11 protein-coding genes are annotated in these 16,883 nt (G+C 75.0%); 3 read left to right on the forward strand and 8 right to left on the reverse strand.

Going from position 1 to position 16,883, the window contains the following annotated elements; genetic code table 11:
* Positions 1 to 17: 17 nt before the first annotated feature.
* The 4 genes from ACVW07_RS07540 to ACVW07_RS07555 all read right to left on the reverse strand — a co-directional run bounded on the left by ACVW07_RS07540 (position 18) and on the right by ACVW07_RS07555 (position 4,099).
* Positions 18 to 1,364, reverse strand: coding sequence for a hypothetical protein (locus ACVW07_RS07540; RefSeq protein ID WP_456818627.1), 1,347 nt, complete (start codon positions 1,362 to 1,364; stop codon positions 18 to 20).
* On the reverse strand, positions 1,354 to 1,905 hold the full coding sequence (locus tag ACVW07_RS07545; RefSeq protein WP_456818628.1) for a sigma-70 family RNA polymerase sigma factor: 552 nt from the start codon (positions 1,903 to 1,905) through the stop codon (positions 1,354 to 1,356). The genes ACVW07_RS07540 and ACVW07_RS07545 overlap by 11 nt, the downstream gene beginning before the upstream one ends.
* Positions 1,906 to 2,023: 118 nt before the next feature.
* Positions 2,024 to 2,428: a PLD nuclease N-terminal domain-containing protein gene (locus ACVW07_RS07550; protein WP_456818629.1), complete on the reverse strand. Its 405-nt coding sequence runs from the start codon at positions 2,426 to 2,428 to the stop codon at positions 2,024 to 2,026.
* 180 nt (positions 2,429 to 2,608) lie between these two features.
* Positions 2,609 to 4,099 (reverse strand): MATE family efflux transporter, encoded by a 1,491-nt coding sequence (locus ACVW07_RS07555; protein ID WP_456818630.1) that lies wholly within the window; start codon positions 4,097 to 4,099, stop codon positions 2,609 to 2,611.
* A 189-nt stretch (positions 4,100 to 4,288) separates the two neighbouring features.
* Here ACVW07_RS07555 and ACVW07_RS07560 point away from each other — a divergent pair, with 189 nt between their 5' ends.
* Complete coding sequence (locus ACVW07_RS07560; RefSeq protein ID WP_456818631.1) at positions 4,289 to 5,062, forward strand: class I SAM-dependent methyltransferase; 774 nt, start codon at positions 4,289 to 4,291, stop codon at positions 5,060 to 5,062.
* On the opposite strand, the gene ACVW07_RS07565 is transcribed toward ACVW07_RS07560, so the two are convergent.
* The 3 genes from ACVW07_RS07565 to ACVW07_RS07575 all read right to left on the reverse strand — a co-directional run bounded on the left by ACVW07_RS07565 (position 5,052) and on the right by ACVW07_RS07575 (position 12,692).
* Complete coding sequence (locus ACVW07_RS07565) at positions 5,052 to 7,874, reverse strand: glycoside hydrolase family 5 protein (protein WP_456818632.1); 2,823 nt, start codon at positions 7,872 to 7,874, stop codon at positions 5,052 to 5,054. The genes ACVW07_RS07560 and ACVW07_RS07565 overlap by 11 nt on opposite strands.
* A 335-nt stretch (positions 7,875 to 8,209) precedes the next feature.
* Positions 8,210 to 10,255, reverse strand: a complete 2,046-nt coding sequence (locus tag ACVW07_RS07570) for a D-alanyl-D-alanine carboxypeptidase family protein (protein ID WP_456818633.1) — start codon at positions 10,253 to 10,255, stop codon at positions 8,210 to 8,212.
* 340 nt (positions 10,256 to 10,595) lie between these two features.
* Positions 10,596 to 12,692, reverse strand: coding sequence for a RecQ family ATP-dependent DNA helicase (locus ACVW07_RS07575; RefSeq protein WP_456818634.1), 2,097 nt, complete (start codon positions 12,690 to 12,692; stop codon positions 10,596 to 10,598).
* Positions 12,693 to 12,841: 149 nt separating this feature from the next.
* Here ACVW07_RS07575 and ACVW07_RS07580 point away from each other — a divergent pair, with 149 nt between their 5' ends.
* Together ACVW07_RS07580 and ACVW07_RS07585 are read left to right on the forward strand one after the other, a co-directional pair.
* Positions 12,842 to 13,438, forward strand: coding sequence for a uridine kinase family protein (locus ACVW07_RS07580; RefSeq protein WP_456818635.1), 597 nt, complete (start codon positions 12,842 to 12,844; stop codon positions 13,436 to 13,438).
* Positions 13,439 to 13,488: 50 nt separating this feature from the next.
* Positions 13,489 to 14,388, forward strand: coding sequence for a GNAT family N-acetyltransferase (locus tag ACVW07_RS07585; RefSeq protein WP_456818636.1), 900 nt, complete (start codon positions 13,489 to 13,491; stop codon positions 14,386 to 14,388).
* Positions 14,389 to 14,560: 172 nt separating this feature from the next.
* Here ACVW07_RS07585 and ACVW07_RS07590 read toward each other — a convergent pair whose 3' ends face one another.
* Positions 14,561 to 16,699 (reverse strand): DEAD/DEAH box helicase, encoded by a 2,139-nt coding sequence (locus ACVW07_RS07590; protein WP_456818637.1) that lies wholly within the window; start codon positions 16,697 to 16,699, stop codon positions 14,561 to 14,563.
* Between the last annotated feature and the right edge of the window lie 184 nt (positions 16,700 to 16,883).

The raw sequence follows: 16,883 nt of genomic DNA on the forward strand, positions 1-16,883 counted from the left end.
GGGCGCTCCTCGTCCGGTCAGGCGCACTCGTAGACGGTGGCTGCGGCGTCCGCCCGGAGGCCGAGCAGCCACTCGCCGTCGGGGCCCTGCACGGCATACAGCGAGTGCTGGTCGAGGAACTGCTCCTCGGTGAGCGGGTACATCTCCGCGCCGTACACCATGTCCTCGGCGCCTTCCGGCTGCCCCCAGCTGGCGTCACGCTCGTGCACGAACACCGCGTGCGAGACGGCGTTTCCGCCCGGCACGGGGACATAGATGCGCCGGCCGTCCCGCGCCGTGCCCGCCGGGCGCCAGTCGGTGTCGACGTGGCCGGACTCGATCGCCAGGTCCGACCAGCCGCACTGACGGGCACCGGGAGCCGTCGCGCCCATGCCCTCCCAGCCCGCCGGGCGCACCATGCCGTCGTCCCACTGGAACGCGGCGGGATCGGCCATCGCGACGTCGCCGGGGGCAACCCTGTACGCGCCGCCCGCCGGCGTGACGTACGCGTAGAGGATCGGTGTGAGCCCTGGCACCACCCCCGCGGCCGGCATCCGTAGCTCGACGAGCCTCCCCCCGCCCAGCTGTCGCAGCGTGCGTGGCTCGACGTCGGGGTCGACCAGGAGCAGCGCGTGCCCATAGACGCTGTCCCAACCACTCTCCAGCGCGAACGTCAGGGTCACGCCGAACGTCGCGGACACCCGGATCGCCGTCGGCACCGTCAGCGAGTCGTAGTGCGTGGTGCGGTCGACCGCGATCCCTCTGCCCGCCAGGTCGGGCTCGTAGAACGACGAGCACCGGTCCGCCGACGCCGGGCACTCGATGAGGGTGACCTGGTCGCCCACGACCTCGTAGAGGCCCTCGACACTCCTCGACAGGGAATCGTCTTGGGCCAGCGCGTAGATCGAGGCGTCGCCGCGGTGACCGACGAGGAACGCACGCTGGTCGTCGTAGCCCGTGAGCCGGAGCGCCATGGCGGGGTCCTCGACGGGCTTCTGCCACGTCTCGCCCGTCGTCGGCGACATCACCTTCGCGATCCCCGCCTCGTCGTCCTCGGGCGCGGTCGGTGGAGCCACGTCCGAGGTCGGCGAGGAGGACGGCGTCGGGGTCGGCGTGGGTGTCGGCGTCTCGGTCGGGCTCGTCGTCGCCGTCATGGTCGGGCTCTCCGCGGGTGCGGGAGCCGCCCGCACCGCACCCAGCCACGCGATCGTCCCGACGGCCGCGACCCCCGCGACGCCGGCCACGGACTCCACGGCGTGCCGCCGGACGCGGCGGCGCCTCACCCGGGTGCGCACGCGACCCAGCGCGGCGTCCGGCAGTGCCGGGACCGCCCGCTCGAGGTCGCCCGCCGCCCGTGCCAGCAGGCCATCGAGGTCACTTGCCATGACGCACCTCCTGGGTGTCGACCTGCTGGACGTTCATCCGCTCGGCGGTGGAGGCGGTGCTCCCGAGCACGGCGTTGAGCCGCGCGATCCCGTCGGCGGTGTACCGCTTGACGGCTCCCTCGCTGAGCCCGAGCTGCGCCGCGGTCTCCGCGACGGACAGGTCGTCGAGCTGGCGCAGCACCACGCAGGCCCGCTCCCGGGGGCTGAGCGTGGCCAGCGCCCGCAGCATGTCCGCGCCCGGACCGCGCTCCTCGACGACCACCGGCGGGACCGGCAGCCCGGCGACCCGCTGGGAGGTACGCGACTCGGTCGCGCGGCGCCGCGACTCGTCGATCGCCCGCGACACGATCGCCCGGCGCACGTAGGCCTCGGCCTGCTCCACCGACCGGAACCGGGCCCGGCCCGAGAACGTCGAGATCAACGCCTCCTGCACCAGGTCCTGCGCGTCGGTCGCGGAGCCCGCGACGAGCATCGCGTGCGTGACCAGCCGCGGGTAGCGCTCGTGCACCACCCGCTCCAGCATCGGCTCCCAGCTGCCCACCCGTGCTCCTCTTCCGCGTACCGGCCTGTCGTATCGACAACGGAAGCCGAGGCCTTCGGCGTTGGGGTGGTGCTGTGTGCCGCGTCGCTGGTCGGCACGAGGAGCGTGCTGACCCCGTTCAGCCCTCGGCGCGGGGTTCCTTCTCGTCCTCCGGAGCGGCGAGCCGCTGCTCCCGCTCGCGCAGCTGCGCCTCCCAGGTCTTGAGCATCTCCTCGTGGTCCCGGTCCGACTTGCGCATCCCGGCGAGGAACTCCGGGTCGTCGTCGGGGCTCGTGCGGCGCGGGCGCTCGTACTCCGGAAACCCGGCTGTGGCCGTCGACGGCCAGGGCACCCGGCGCGCCGGCCGCTCGGGGCGGCCCGCGACGAGCCAGGCGATGCCCCCGACGATCGGCAGGATGACGATGAGGAAGACCCAGGTGATCTTCGGCAGGTTCCGGACGCTGGCGGAGTCCGTCTGCACGCAGTCGATGAGGCAGTAGACGAGCATCCCCATCTCGAGCAGGAACGGCAGGTAGCGGACCACGGCGACTCCTCAGGGCTCTGCCCCGGGCAGGTCGGCGACGGGGTACCGCCCGGAAGGCTAGCGGCGCCGAGGTGGTCCCGTCCGTGGTTCGGGGGCGCTTCACCTGGGCGGACGCGCCCGCCGCCCGTGCCGTCCCGGACGTCGGGGTCCGGGCGGCATCCCGCCTCACGGCTCCGGCCGCTACCTGCCTGCCTGCTCCCCCTGCGACGCCGTGGCCGGCCCGACGACCTGCTCCGGTGCCGGGTGGGGCGCCGGGAGCACCTCGGGGAGCAGGGCCTCCGTCGCAGGCGGTCCGCCCGACGGTCCCGTACCGGGGGCAGCCGCCACGGGTGTGACACCACCGACCACGCGCAGCCGCCGCGAGGCGGACACGTACGCGGGCACCAGCAGCACCACGGCACCGACCCACGCGAGCGGGTTGCCCCAGATCACTCCGTCGAACCCGAACGCGGCGCCGAGCACGCCCGCCGCGACCAGCCGGCACGCGAGCTCGATCACCCCCGTCGCCGTGGGGACCACGGTGTGGCCGAGACCCTGCAGCGCACCGCGGAGCACGAACAGCACGCCGAGCACCGTGTACAGGACCCCGTTGACGTGCAGGTAGTGCGCGGCCATGTCGACGACGTGCTGCTCCCCCTCGCCGACGAACTGCCCGACGATCGCCGGCCCGCCGACGACGACCACCACGCCGAGCACCACCGCGACCACGACGGAGATGGCCGAGCCCTGCACGACCCCGGTCCGGACGCGGTCCGGGCGGCCGCCGCCGAGGTTCTGCGCGACGAAGGTGGACACCGCGATGCCGAGGGACGCGAGCACGAACACGGCGAGCCCGTCGACCCGGACGGCGGTGGTCCACGCGGCGACCGCGTCCGCGCCGAGGTCGTTGAGGCGGACCTGCACGGCGAGGGTGCCGATCGCGATGATCGACGCCTGGAACCCCATCGGCAGGCCGAGGCGCAGGTGGCGGCCGAGGTCGGCACGGCTGACCCGCCAGTCGTCCCGGTGCACGTGCAGCACGGGGACGCGGCGGCGAACGTACGCGAGGCACAGCACCACGGAGGCGGCCTGCGCGACCACCGTCGACAGGGCGGCACCGGCGACACCGGTGCCGAGGACCGCGACCGTCCCGACCACGAGCACCACGTTGAGCACGCAGCTGACCGTGAGGAACACCAGCGGGGTGCGCGAGTCGCCGATGGCCCGGATGATCGCCGCGAGGTAGTTGAAGAACACGATGGTGCTGGCGCCGAGCAGGCTGACCACCGCGAACGTCGTCGCCTGCGGCAGCAGCTCCTCGGGCGTCTGCAGGAGCCGCAGCGCCGGGCCCGCGAGCAGGGGCGCACCCACGGTGAGCAGCACGCTCGTCACCGCCGACAGCAGCGTCCCGGCAGCGACGGACCGCCGTACCGCGTGGTCGTCGCCCGCGCCGAACGCCTGCGCCGTCGGGATGCCGAAGCCCGACGTCAGGCCCCACGCGAAGCCGAGGAGCAGGAACAGCAGGCTGCCGGTCGCACCGACGGCAGCGAGCGCGTCGACGCCGAGCACGCGGCCGACGACGAGGGCGTCGGCGGCCTGGTAGAGCTGCTGGACGACGTTGCCGACGAGAAGCGGCACGGCGAACAGCACGATGACGCGCCAGGGGCGGCCGGCGGTGAGGATCTTGGGCACAGCGGACTCCGGGACCGGAGGGACAGGTGGGGACGTCCGCGGCGGCCGAGGAGACCGTCGCGTCGTCCTGCGATCGTATCGATACGATCGGCCGCCGGCGACGTGTTTTGACGGCTGACCGTCGACGGTCCTCGTCCCTCGCCGCGCCGCGTCCGGCCGCCCCTTCGCGCCCGGGCCTACAGTCGGCGTGTGCCCGACGGCAGATCCACCGAGACCGCGCTGAACCGGGCGCTGTGGGCGGTCATGAACGAGCGCTTCACCGACGCAGCGGCCGAGGAGCTCTGGGTCCGTCCCGAGTTCGTGTGGGGCCTGTTCGCGGTGCCGGAGCGAGACCTCGGGGTCCTGGGCGACGTCCGCGGGCTCGACGTGGTGGAGCTGGCCGCCGGCACCGCCTACGTCTCCGCCTGGCTCACCCGCGCGGGAGCGCGCACGGTCGCCGTCGACCTGTCCGGCGAGCAGCTGGCGACGGCGCTGCGGCTGCAGCGACGGCTGGGCCCCGCGTTCCCCTTGGTCCAGGGCGACGCGCAGCAGGTCCCGCTGGCAGCCGGGTGCGCGGACCTCGTGGTGAGCGAGCACGGAGCAGCCGCCTGGTGCGACCCCGAGCGCTGGCTGCCCGAGGCGGCGCGCCTGCTGCGGCCGGGCGGCCGGCTCGTGTTCCTCACCAACAGCCACCTGTCCGCGCTGTGCGTACCGGCCGACGAGGGCGTGGCCGGGGCACGGCTGCTGCGCGGCCAGCGCGAGGCGTACGAGGTGCAGTGGCCCGGCGGTGGGGTCGAGTTCCACCCCTCGCACGGCGACTGGGTGCGGCTGCTGCGCTGGTCCGGGTTCGTGGTGGAGGCGATGCACGAGATCTACGCCCCGGCCGGCCGCGAGGACCACGCGTTCTACGAGATCGTCTCCGCGGACTGGGCGCGCCGGTGGCCGGCCGAGGAGCTCTGGGTCGCGACGCGCGCTACGACGTGACCGACACCGTGTAGCTGCCGTCCGCGCACCCGCTGACCCGCCACCCGCCCGGCACCTTGGTGGTCGTCGCACTCCCGACGCCCGTCGTCCGGACCTGCGGGAACGCCTCACCGGGCACCCACACGTCGATCCCGCAGCCCACGTCGTCCGACTCGACGGTGGCGGCGAGCTCGAGGTCCCGTCCGCTCACGCCTGACGTCAAGGAGTCGAGCCGGCCGGGGAAGGCGCGCGGGTAGGCCCGGCTCAGGGGCTTCGCGAAGCCCGCGGGCGGTCCTGTCAGCTGCCCGGTGGCGCAGTCGACGGACACGAGATTGCCGGACGACGTCGCGTCGGACCCGGTCTCCGGCGAGCCGCAGCCCTGCCGCCACACCCAGAACGCGCCGCCGATGCCGAGCCGGTCCTGGGCGGCGACGAAGCGCTGCACCTTCGCACCGTCGACGTCCGGGTCGCCGAACCAGCCCCACTCCCCCGTCCACAGCGCGGCACCGTAGGACGCTGCCGCCCTCGACGAGACGGCCAGGTTGCGCTCGATGGACGCGAGCGTGAAGCCGAGGCTCTGGTCCATCGAGATCGACTCGCTGTACGGGTGCGGCGCGAACACGAGCTGCTCGTCCTGCGTGAAGCCGGGCGGCGGGGTCACGTCGAACGCCAGGCCGGACCACAGCACGCTCGGCTCGAAGACGGCGAGGTGCGGGAAACCACCGGCCTGCGTCTCGGCGTCGCGGATCGCGTCGATCGCCGCGTCGTAGTACCGCCCGAGCAGCAGGCCCGAGCTGATCGGCGGGTTCGCACCGATGCCAGGCTCGTTGAGCAGGTCGTACCCGGCGACCGCGGGCTCGTCGGCGAAGGCCCGCGCGACCCACGCCCACGTCCGCACGAGCTCGGTCTGGATCCCGTCGCGGTCGGTGTAGAGGTTGCTGAACGCCGTGGCGACGGCCGGTGCGAGGTCGCGGGCCATGAACTGGCAGTGCCGCGCACCGTCGGTGATCGTGGCCCACTCCGGGGCCCCGTCCCAGCCGGTGGTGGGCGACGTGCCCCCGCCGCACCGCTCGTCGGGCCGGGCGATCGCGTTGCCCCAGGCGTCCTCGTGCATGTCCAGCACCACGTAGACGCCGTTCGCCCGCGCCGCCGTCACCGCCCGCCGGACCTCTCGCAGGTAGTCCTCGTCGAGGACGCCGCGGGCGGGTTCCAGCCGGGACCACGACATGCCGAGACGGACCACGTTGAAGCCCATCGCGGCGATCTGCTCGAAGTCCTCGTCCGTGAGCGGCTGCGTCGCGGGGACGGCAGGGTCCCTGAGGTAGTAGTCGACCAGCTGGTTCACGTTGACGCCGCGCAGCAGCACCTGTCGGCCGGTCGCGTCACCGATCACCGGCGCGCCGCCGGGCTCCCGCGCCGGGAGTACCTGCAGCCGCTCCATGCCGTCCGACGGGGCGTCCGACAGGGCGTCCGACGGCGCGGCACCCGTGGACGGCTCGGCGGTCTGCGACGGTCCGTCCGTGTGCGACGGTGCCGCCGTCTGCGCCGGTCCGGCCGAGGCCGGTGCCCCGGTGACGAACGGGAGCGCCAGGAGCAGCACGGCGAGCCCGGCCCCGACGAGCCGCCGTGACCGCGGGTGCGGCGCGCGCGGCAGCAGCCGGTCCCGCGACCGCCATGCCAGGCCCGTGACGGCCGCCGCGAGAAGGCCGACAGCGACGCCGTAGCCGATGCCGGTGGCGAGGGCGACGAACGCCGTGGCCGCCCACCAGCTGTCCGGGCCGGCGTCCGCGACGGGTGCCGCACCCGGCAGTGCGGCGACGACGGCGTCGACGACCCCGAGGCACACCCCGGCGACGACCGCGCCCAGCCACACCAGGACCGCCACCTGGCCGGCCCCGACGGTCAGCCGGCCCAGCGCCGCCCTGACCGTCCACGCGAAGACCCCGACGAACAGGAGCGTCCCGGCGACGATGCCGAGCACGCCCGCGGCGGCCGTCGGTGCGACGAGCGGACCCGCGAACGCGTAGCCGACCGGCCCGCCACGCCACGTGGTGCCCGCGAACCCCACGGCGGCGAGGGCCACCACCACGAACATGACGGCGACCGGGAACGCCGCACCGTCCCTCGGACGGGGTGCGTCGACCTCGTCCGGCAGGCCGTCGAGGGCGTCGCCGTGGGCAGCGGTAGCGGCGTCGTCGTGGGCAGCGGTAGCGGCGTCGTCGTGGGCAGCGGTAGCGGCGTCGTCGTGGGCAGCGGTAGCGGCGTCGTCGTGGGCAGCGGACGCCGCCTCGCCGGTGCCGGCGGACGCCGCCTCGCCGGTGCCGGCGGTCGCCGCGTCTCCGTGGGCAGAGGTAGCCGCGTCGCGGTGGGCAGCAGTCGCCGCGTCGCCGTGGCCACGGGTGCCGGCCTCGCTCCGCGGGCCCACCCGCACGGCCAGGGCTGCGGCCGCACCGGCGAGGGGACCCACCACCAGGAGCTTGAGCCCTGCGAACCCGCTCGTCGCGAAGGCGAAGCGCAGGACCGAGCCGAGCGACAGGTGCGCGCCGACCGTCGGCAGCGCGGCGACGACGCCGGTGAGAGCAGCGGCCAGGGCGCCGGCACCGACGGCCGCGACCCACACGGTCACGAAGACCCGCCGGCCGCCGGCGCGGACGACGACGGCCACGGGGACCGCCGTGCCCGCCAGCAGCACCGGCAGGCCGACGAGCAACGGAGCCCACCGGTAGGCGCCGCCGGTGCCGAGCAACGGGACACCGCGGCCGCCGACCGGTGCGAGCAGACCCGAGGGGTCCGCCACGGCGAGCGCCACCACTGCCGCGAGGACGACCGCCACAGCGGCAGCGGACGCACGGAGGTGAGGACGAAGGAGGCGGGTGTGCCACCGGGGCGGAGACGACGTCGTCTGAGCGGGCATGGTGATCGGGAAGCGTAACCGGTGCACGCCGGAACACCAGGGCATCCCCTCCAACGGCTCAACGCCGGGCCGACCGGGCGTCCCCGGACGGCGGGCCGGACCGACCGACCCTCACCGCACGGCGTCCCGGACCGACCGACCGTCACCGCAGGGCGTGCCGGACCGACCGGCCGTCCCGGCACGGCGGCGAGGTCGGACCGGCGTCGCGGCACCGCGTGCCGGACCGACCGGCCGTCCTGGCATGCCGGGAGGGCTCAGCCCGTCGACAAGGAGGGCTCGCCCCCGGCCGGGTCCCTCGTGTGTTCCTCGGTGGTCCCCGTCGGGGCGTCGCTGGCGGGCCCCGTCGACGAGTTCGTCAAGGAGTCCGTCGGTGAGTCTGTCGGTGAGCTCGGTGACCCGGCCGCCGCCTCGGTCGGTTCCTGAGTCGGTGACTCGGCCGGTGACTGGGTCGCGGACTCGGTGGGCGTCGCGCCCGTCGACCCGGTCGGGCTCGGCTCGGGGCTCTCCGAGCCCGTCGGCGAGGCGGACGGGCTCGGTGTCGGCCCTGCCGTCGCCGTCCCTGTCGGCTTCGGGGTCGGGGACGCCGAAGCCGTCCCCGTGGGCTGGGGCGTCGGCGTCGGGGTGGGGGTCGGTGTGGGGGTAGGAGTCGGGGTCGGGACGGTGGCGACCGGTTCCGCCGGGGCCACCGGAGTCGCGGCGTTCGGCTCGCCGTTCACCAGGATCGGCACGGACGTCCCGGTGCCACGGTCGTCGACCGTGCCGAACTCCCAGTGCCACGGCTCGTGAGGGCCGCGGCCCCCCTCGTCCATGTACGAGGGGTGGTGCCATCCGAAGAGGACGGCGTTGGCCGTGAGCCAGGCGTACTGCGGCGAGCGGTAGCTGCCCATGCCGTCGCCCAGGTCGATCGCGAGACCCCACCCGTGGTTGGAGGTGCCGGGCGTCGCGGCGAGCGACCCCTTCGCCGCCTTGGTGCGCACCTGGCCCTCGAAGGTGCGGTAGGAGTCGGTGATCACGATGTCATGCCCGAATGCCTGGCGGTACGCCACGTTCATCCGCGCGACGGCCTCGGCCGCGTCGCAGCGCAGACGGTGGCGCGGAACGAACTCGACCGGGCAGAGCACCTCGAGGGGGATGTTGCCGTTGGTGTACCCGTCGGTCGAGTGCGCCTGGAGCTCCGCGCGCGCGATGGCGGCCCTGAGCGCCTCGTCGGCGCTCGCCGCAGCCTGTTCGGCGGCACTCGTCACACCGGCGGCGGCCTCGCGCGCCTGGACCGCGGCCGTCGCGGCGGTGACGACGTCGCGGCCGTCGGCAGCGGCGTGCGCGGCCGCGACGGCGCCGTCGAGCGCGGCGACGTGCGGGTCGGCGAGGACCAGCTGACGGGCCAGGGCGGCGCTCTGCGCCGAGCCGTCCGCGAGGTCCGTGGCGACGAGCAGGACGTCGGACTCGACGCCGTCCACCGCGCGGATCGCGGTGCTCAGGTCGCCGACGACGACCTCCTCGCGAGCGTCCTCGACGCGCGGCGGGAGCTGTTCCGGGGCTCGGGTCCACTCCGCGGGCGCCCCCACCTCGGGCGCCTCCACCGCGGGCGCCCCCACCTCGGGCGCCTCCACCTCGGGCGGCGCGACCTGCGGCGGCGCGAACTGCGGCGGTGCGACCCGCGGCGGCGCGACCCGCGGCGGTGCGACCCGCGGCGGTGCGACCCGCGGCGGCGCGACCCGCGGCGGCGCGACCCGCGGCGGCGCGACCCGCGGCGGCGCGAACAGCGGCGGCGCGAACAGCGGCGGCGTGACCCGCGGCGGCGCGACCTGCCGCGGCGGGACCCGGGGCGGCGTGACCCGCGGCGGCCGCACGTCGGACGGCGCCACCTCGGGCGGCTCCGCCTCGGGCGGCTCCGCCTCGGGCCGGGTCTGCGCGGCGGCGGGAACGATGTCGGCACGAGGCAGCACGCCGGGCCCGACGCGTCGGGTGGCGCGCAGCTTCTGGACCGGCTCCGGTGGGGCCAGCGGATGACCCACGAGCGTCGCGGTGGCCGCCTCCACGGCCTCGAGACGGTCATGGAGCCGCACGAGCGCCTGGTGCGCGGCGAACGGGTTCACCTCGGGCGGGACACCTTTCTGCACCGCCGCCAGGTGGGCGGCCGCCAGGTGGGCGGCCGTGCGCTCCTGCACCGGCGACACGGCAACCGGCCCTGCCGGCGCGACGACCGCCGGCGCTGACAGCGCGACAGGGGCCGCGATCAGGAGGCCCATCACCGCGACGGCGACGGAGCGGACCGCGACCGACTCATGGATCGCCCGCACAGGCACAGGGCGCGCGCGACGCGCGCCCTGTTTCTTCCGTCGAGATACGAGCACTGGTCCCTCTCCGCGGTGCGTCGTCAGCCGACCATCTCATCGGGCCCGCCCGAGTGCGACCCCGGATGGGCTACCCGATCGGGCCACGGCCGACCCCCGTCCCCACGCCCGCCACGGCCGTGGCCCTATGCACGCGGGGCACGGCCGGGCAGACGTGAACGGTGGGTGAGCCGAGGACACCGACAGGACGAATGGAACGTCCGGGCCCTGCCAGATACCACCTGCCCGCAGAGTCACCCGGACTGCCGTGCCGACGGCGGCGACCCCCGGCCGGGCAGCCGTCCGGTCAGCCGCGGAGCGCCAGCACGAACGGCAGCACCGCGGGCGCACCGGCCAGTCGCAGCTCCCGGGACGCGACGGTGATCGTCCACCGGCTGTCCACGAGGTCGTCCACGAGCAGCACCGGCCCGGGCGGGAGCGTCAGATGGGCCGCGTCGAACCGCTGCCACACGCCCGCGAGCCGGAAGGCGCTGCTACCGCCGCTCTCCCCGGTCGGACCACCGTCCCGCAGCGCGAGCGCGCCGGCGTAGGGCAGGCGGCCGACGTCGGCGATGCCGCGGGCCAGGGAGTCGACGAGCAATGGCCTGCGCCGTGACGGCAGGGCGACGACCGCGGTCGGCCGCTCCTCCCACCCCCACTGCGCGAGGACCCGCACGCAGCCGTCGAGCACCGCCCTCGTGACCGGGGCGTCGGGCGTCCCCGCGGCGAACACCTCACGCAGGGTGTTGCCCCATCCCAGGTCGGTGAGGCGTGCGAGCGCGCGCCCCTCGAGCATCCGTTCCTCGGCAGGGATGCGGCCCCGCACGCCGATCCGGTCGGCCCCGACGGGCCACTGCGCGCGCGGCTCGACCGGGACGCCGACGCGGTCGAGCGCCCGCCCGGCGGACTCCGTGGCAGCCGCGACGACGTCGACCGGGTACCAGGTGCCCGAGCACGAGTCGCACCGGCCGCACGCCGTCGCCGTGTCGTCGTCGAGGCTGCGCTGCAGGAACTCCATCCGGCAGCCGTCCGTGCGCTCGTACTCGAGCATGTGCTGCTGCTCCGCGAGGCGTGCCGCCGCGATCCGCTCGTAGCGGTCGGCGTCGTACGTCCACGGCTGCCCGGTCGCGACCCAGCCGCCCTTGACCCGGCGCACCGCACCGTCGACGTCGAGCACCTTGAGCAGCAGCTCCAGCGGCGTCCGGCGGATGTCGACGCGGGCCTCGAGCGCGGGTGTGGACAGCGGCGCGCCGGACAGCTCGGCAATGACGCGCTCGGCCCGCTCCTGGCTCGGCATCGACGCCGTCGCGAAGTACCTCCAGATGTCCGGGTCCTCCGGCCCGGGCAGCAGCAGCACGTCGGCGCTCGCCGTCGCACGGCCGGCACGCCCCACCTGCTGGTAGTAGGCGACGGGCGACGACGGGGCGCCGAGGTGCAGCACGAACCCGAGGTCCGGCTTGTCGAACCCCATGCCGAGCGCGCTCGTGGCGACGAGGGCCTTCACCTCGTTGCGCTTGAGGGCGCCCTCGGCGGCCTCGCGGTCGGCGGGGTCGGTCTGGCCGGTGTACGCGCGGACGTCGTGGCCGGCGTCCCGCAGCAGGCGCGCGGTGTCCTCGGCGGCGGACACGGTGAGCGTGTAGATGATCCCGGAGCCCGGCAGGTCGCCGAGGTGGCTGAGCAGCCAGGCGAGGCGCGTCCTCGCGTCGGGCAGCCGCAGCACGCCGAGCCGCAGCGACGCACGGGCCAGCGGCCCACGGATGGTGAGCACGTCGCCGCCGCCCGTGCCGAGCTGCTCCGCGACGTCGGCGACCACGCGCTGGTTCGCCGTGGCGGTCGTCGCCAGCACCGGGACGCCCGCCGGCATCACCGCGATGAGGTCCCGCAGCCGGCGGTAGTCGGGGCGGAAGTCGTGGCCCCAGTCGCTGATGCAGTGCGCCTCGTCGACCACGAGCATCCCGAGCCGGCGCACGAGCGTCGGGAGCTGGTCCTCCCGGAACGACGGGTTGTTGAGCCGCTCCGGCGAGACGAGCAGGACGTCCACCTCGTCCGCCGCGAGCGCCGCGAGGAGGTCGTCCCACTCGTGCGCGTTCGTCGAGTTGATCGCGACGGCGCGCACCCCGGCCCGCTCGGCGGCGGCGACCTGGTCGCGCATCAGGGCCAGCAGCGGCGAGACCAGCACCGTCGGGCCGGCGCCGCGCCCCCGCAGCAGCATCGTCGCGACGAAGTACACGGCCGACTTGCCCCACCCGGTGCGCTGCACGACGAGCGCGCGCCGCCGCTCGTCGACGAGGGCCTCGATCGCCTCGAGCTGCCCGTCGTGGAACTGGGCCTCGGGGTTGCCGACGAGCCGGCGGAGCACGGTCAGAGCGGCGGCGGGGGTGGGCTCACGGAAAGGGTCGGGCACCCGCACAGCCTGCCAGCGCCCGGTGACACGTCGGGGCCGCGGCCGTCGACAGGTCGATCGCGGCGGGTCCTGTCACCGGACCACGCAAGCCGCCGCCCGTCCCGCCCGACCGCTGCGCCGGAGCGCGTCGGCCTGCAGAATGGCCCGCCATGACCTCGACGTACCCCGACCCCGTGGACGCCCTCCCCCTGCTGGCCGACCTGATCCGGCGGTCCGGCAGGTCGCCCGTGCTGGTCGGGATCGACGGCCAGGGCGGCGCGGGCAAGTCCCGCCTGGCCCGCCACCTCGTCGCCTGCGTGCCCCGCTCGGTCGTGGTGGAGGGCGACGACTTCTACCGGGACATGCCGGACGCCGCCCGGAGGCTCCTCGACGCCGAGCAGGGAGCCGAGGAGTACTTCGACTGGGAGCGGCTCAGGCGCGAGGTGCTCCGACCCGTCGCCCGGGGTGAGCCCGTGCTGCGGTACCAGCGGTACGACTGGGGTCACGCGGCGATGGGCGGCTGGGTGGAGATGCCCATGCCGGACGTCGTCGTCGTCGAGGGCGTCTACACGCTGCGCCCGCAGCTGCGGGACCTCGTCGACGTCAAGGTCTACGTCGAGGCGAGCGCGCAGGTGCGCCGGCAGCGGCAGCACGACCGCGGTGAGAACCCGGACCACTGGATCGAGCGCTGGATAGCGGCCGAGGACGCCTACGTCGCACGGACCGCGCCACGGGAGGCGGCCGACGTGGTGGTACGGAGCGGCTGACGAGCTCTTTTGCGCTTCGTCCCCGCCGCGGGCCATGGTCAGATCGGCGGATGACGATCGTGCTGGGCGAGCCGGGCGCCGACGGTCTGCGGACGGCCGCGACGGCGCTGCGCGAGTGGCAGCACGAGGGTGCGGCGATGCAGCTGCACCCGGGAGACCTGGGCTGGTTCTGGCGGTTCGGTGCGGCAGCGACCGCCGCAGCGGTCCGCACGTGGAGCCGGGACGGCCAGGTGGTCACCCTCGGGCTGCTGGACGGACCGACCCTGCTCCGGCTGACGGTCGCGCCCGGGGCGCGGCGGGACGAGGACGTCGCCCGGCAGCTCGTCGACGACCTGACCGATCCGGACCGCGGTGTACTTCCCACCGGGAGGGTCGCCGTCGAGGCACCCGCCGACGCACTGCTCCGGGACCTCCTGGCAGACGCCGGCTGGCGACCGGACGAGCCCTGGACCCCTCTGCGCCGGGACCTCACGGCTCCCGTGGACGAGCCGGGCGTGCGCATCGAGCTCGTCGGGCCGGAGCGGGCCCACGACTGGTCGGACGTCATCCGGGCCTCCTTCGACGGCTCGACGTCCACCGCCGCCCGGTGGCACGCGATGGCGGAGGGTCCGGCGCACGCCGACGCACGCAGCCTCGTCGCGTACGACGACCACGACGATGCCGTAGCGGTGGTGACGGTGTGGTCGGCCGGTCCCGGGAGGCCCGGGCTGCTCGAGCCGATGGGTGTGCACCGGGAGCACCGCGGTCACGGCTACGGCAGGGCGATCACCCGCGCAGGCGCGGCCGCGCTGCGCGAGCTGGGCTCGTCGAGCGCGATCGTCTGCACACCCAGCGCCAACGTCGGAGGCGTCGCGGCCTACGTGTCGGCCGGCTTCCGCCCCTGCCCCGAGGTGCGCGACCTGTACCGGGACGCCCTCGACGCCCGAGGGCGGGCCACGAGCCCAACATGAGCGTCGACCCGGGTGCGCGGGTCGACGCTCATGTTGGGCTCGAGCGGGTCGCGCGAGTGGCGCCGCGCCGCGGCTCGCGCGGCGCGCGCGTCGCCCAGGTGGCGCGGGTCGCGGGGGTGGCAGGGGCGTCCGGGGGTGACGGTCGGCTGCCGACGAGCCGAGCGGTCGTCGCTCAGCCCAGACCCTCGGCGGCCAGCGCGTCGGTCAGCAGCCCGACCAGGGCCTCCAGCTGCACGTCCGTCGACGACGCGCCGTCCTCGTCGGCCACGCCGTCCAGCGCGCGAGCGGCGAGGGCCGACTTGCTGTCGATGAGCTCGGCGATCTTCGCGTCGATGGTCTGCGCGGCGATGATCCGCCAGGCGGTGACGGGCTCGTCCTGGCCGATCCGGTGGATCCGGTCGATGGCCTGGGTCTGCTCGGCGTCCGTCCAGGACAGCTCGGCGAGCACCAGGTTGGAGGCGACCTGGAGGTTCAGTCCCACACCGGCGGCCATCAGGGAGCACACCGCGATCGACACGGAGGGGTCGTCGACGAACGCGGCGATGTTCTTGTTGCGCGTCCTCGTCGTCTGCTCGCCGCGGATCGAGGCGTACTTGATGCCACGGTCGGCGAAGGTCTGCTCGGCCTGGTCCATGACGTCGACGTGCTTGGCGAAGAACACGACCTTGCCGACGTTGCGGGCCAGCTGCGCGGCGTAGTCGGCGGCCAGCCCGGCCTTGGCCTGGCCGATCCGGCGGACCATCGAGAACACGTTCTCGCCACCGGCCTTCGAGCTCGAGTCCTTGAGCTCCGCCGCCGCCACGCGACGGACGAGGTCGTGGTCGATGCCCTCGACGGGCGTCCCGCGCATCTCCAGGGCGGACCGGTAGCGGCCGACCATCTGGCGGGCGAGCGCGGCCTCGGCGGCTCGGATCGAGCGCCCCACAGCCCCGTCGAGCTCGACGGGCAGGTCGGCCACCCGGCGGGCGGGGATGTCGGCGACCACGTCGACCTTGCGCCGACGCACGATGCCCATGCCGATCACGGCGTCCCGTGCGGCGGCGTAGAACCCGGGGTCCGCCGGGGTGAGCCCGGTCTCCTCGAGGGCGGTCATCAACGGTCCGAGGGGCTTCTCGTCGTCGATCCAGCCGAGGAACTGCCAGATGGCCCGGAAGTCCTCGATGTCGTTGATCAGCGGGGTGCCGGTGAGCGCCATCAGCAGGGGCTTGGCGACCCGGGAGCGGATCCGCTCGGAGAGCGACAGGACGTGCTGGGAGCGCTGCGAGGTCTTGTTCTTGATGAAGTGCGCCTCGTCGACGACCATGCCGCGGAAGCCGAGGTCACCGAGCCACCCGACGTGCCGGTCCAGCAGCTCGTAGTTCACGATCACGACGTCCGCGAAGGCGTCGACCTTGTCGCCGTCGCCGTGGACCACCGTGGCCTGGCGGAACGGCGTCCACATACCGACCTCGTGCGCCCAGTTGGTCTTCACCACGTTGGGCACCACGACGAGCAGCGGGTAGGCGTTGGCGGCCTGGGCCGCCAGCAGCGCCTGAGCCGTCTTGCCGAGCCCCGGCTCGTCGGCGAGCAGGAACGTGCGGTGGCCCCGGATGGTCGCTGCCACGACCTGGGACTGGTGCGGCATCAGCTCCCGGCCCGCGGGAAGGGGGACCGACCGCGCCTCGGGCAGCGGCATGCAGGCCGGCCGGCCGGTGGCAGCCTCCTCGAAGGACCGGAACAGCGGGTCCAGCAGCTCCCAGCCGGCCAGCCGGCGCGCCCGCGCAGCGGTCCGCTCGGCCGCGGCCTCGAAGTCGGGGGCCAGGAAGGGGTTCGCGAGCTGGCGGGAGATCACGGACCGGGGCACGACGCGCGTCGAGGCGGCGGCCACCGGCGGGGCCGGTGCGGCGGGAGCGGGCTCCTCGGGGGGCTCGAGCCCGCCGGCGCGCATCAGCGTCGCCTTGTAGGCGCGCGCCGCGTCCGAGACCCGGGCGTCGTCGGCGAGCAGCTGCAGCAACGACGTGTCCCGCGCGGCGATCCGGGCGAGCATCGTCGCCACCCCGTCGAGCCGTTTGAGCTGCTCGGTGCGTCGCGACGTCGTCAGGCCGCCGTCGGCCATCACCCGGGCCCGCTCCTCGCGCACCAGCAGCGCCACGACCTGGAACTTCGTCCGGACCGCCGGGCGCGTCGGAGGCCGCCGCACGGCACCGTCGACCTCGCGGGCGACCTCGGCGAGCACCGGGATGATCCCCTGCTCGGGACGCGGGGGGCGGCGACGCTGGTCGCCGGTCGCGGTGCGCGCGCGACCGGACCCGCGTTGGCCTGGTCGTGCCACATGTCCTCCTTCGTCGATCCGCACCGGAACCACGGCGCACCTCGCCCTGCTGTGGGCGCGCCGCGACCGGGCGGGCTCGGGCAACGAGTCCGCACCGCGCGCCAGGGGCCGGCGCGCTCGAACGAGGCGCCCCGGGCCACCGAGCGGACGACGCCGCCTGCGCTTCTCGCACGCCGATGGTGAC

This window comes from Cellulomonas sp. URHB0016, from assembly GCF_054057935.1.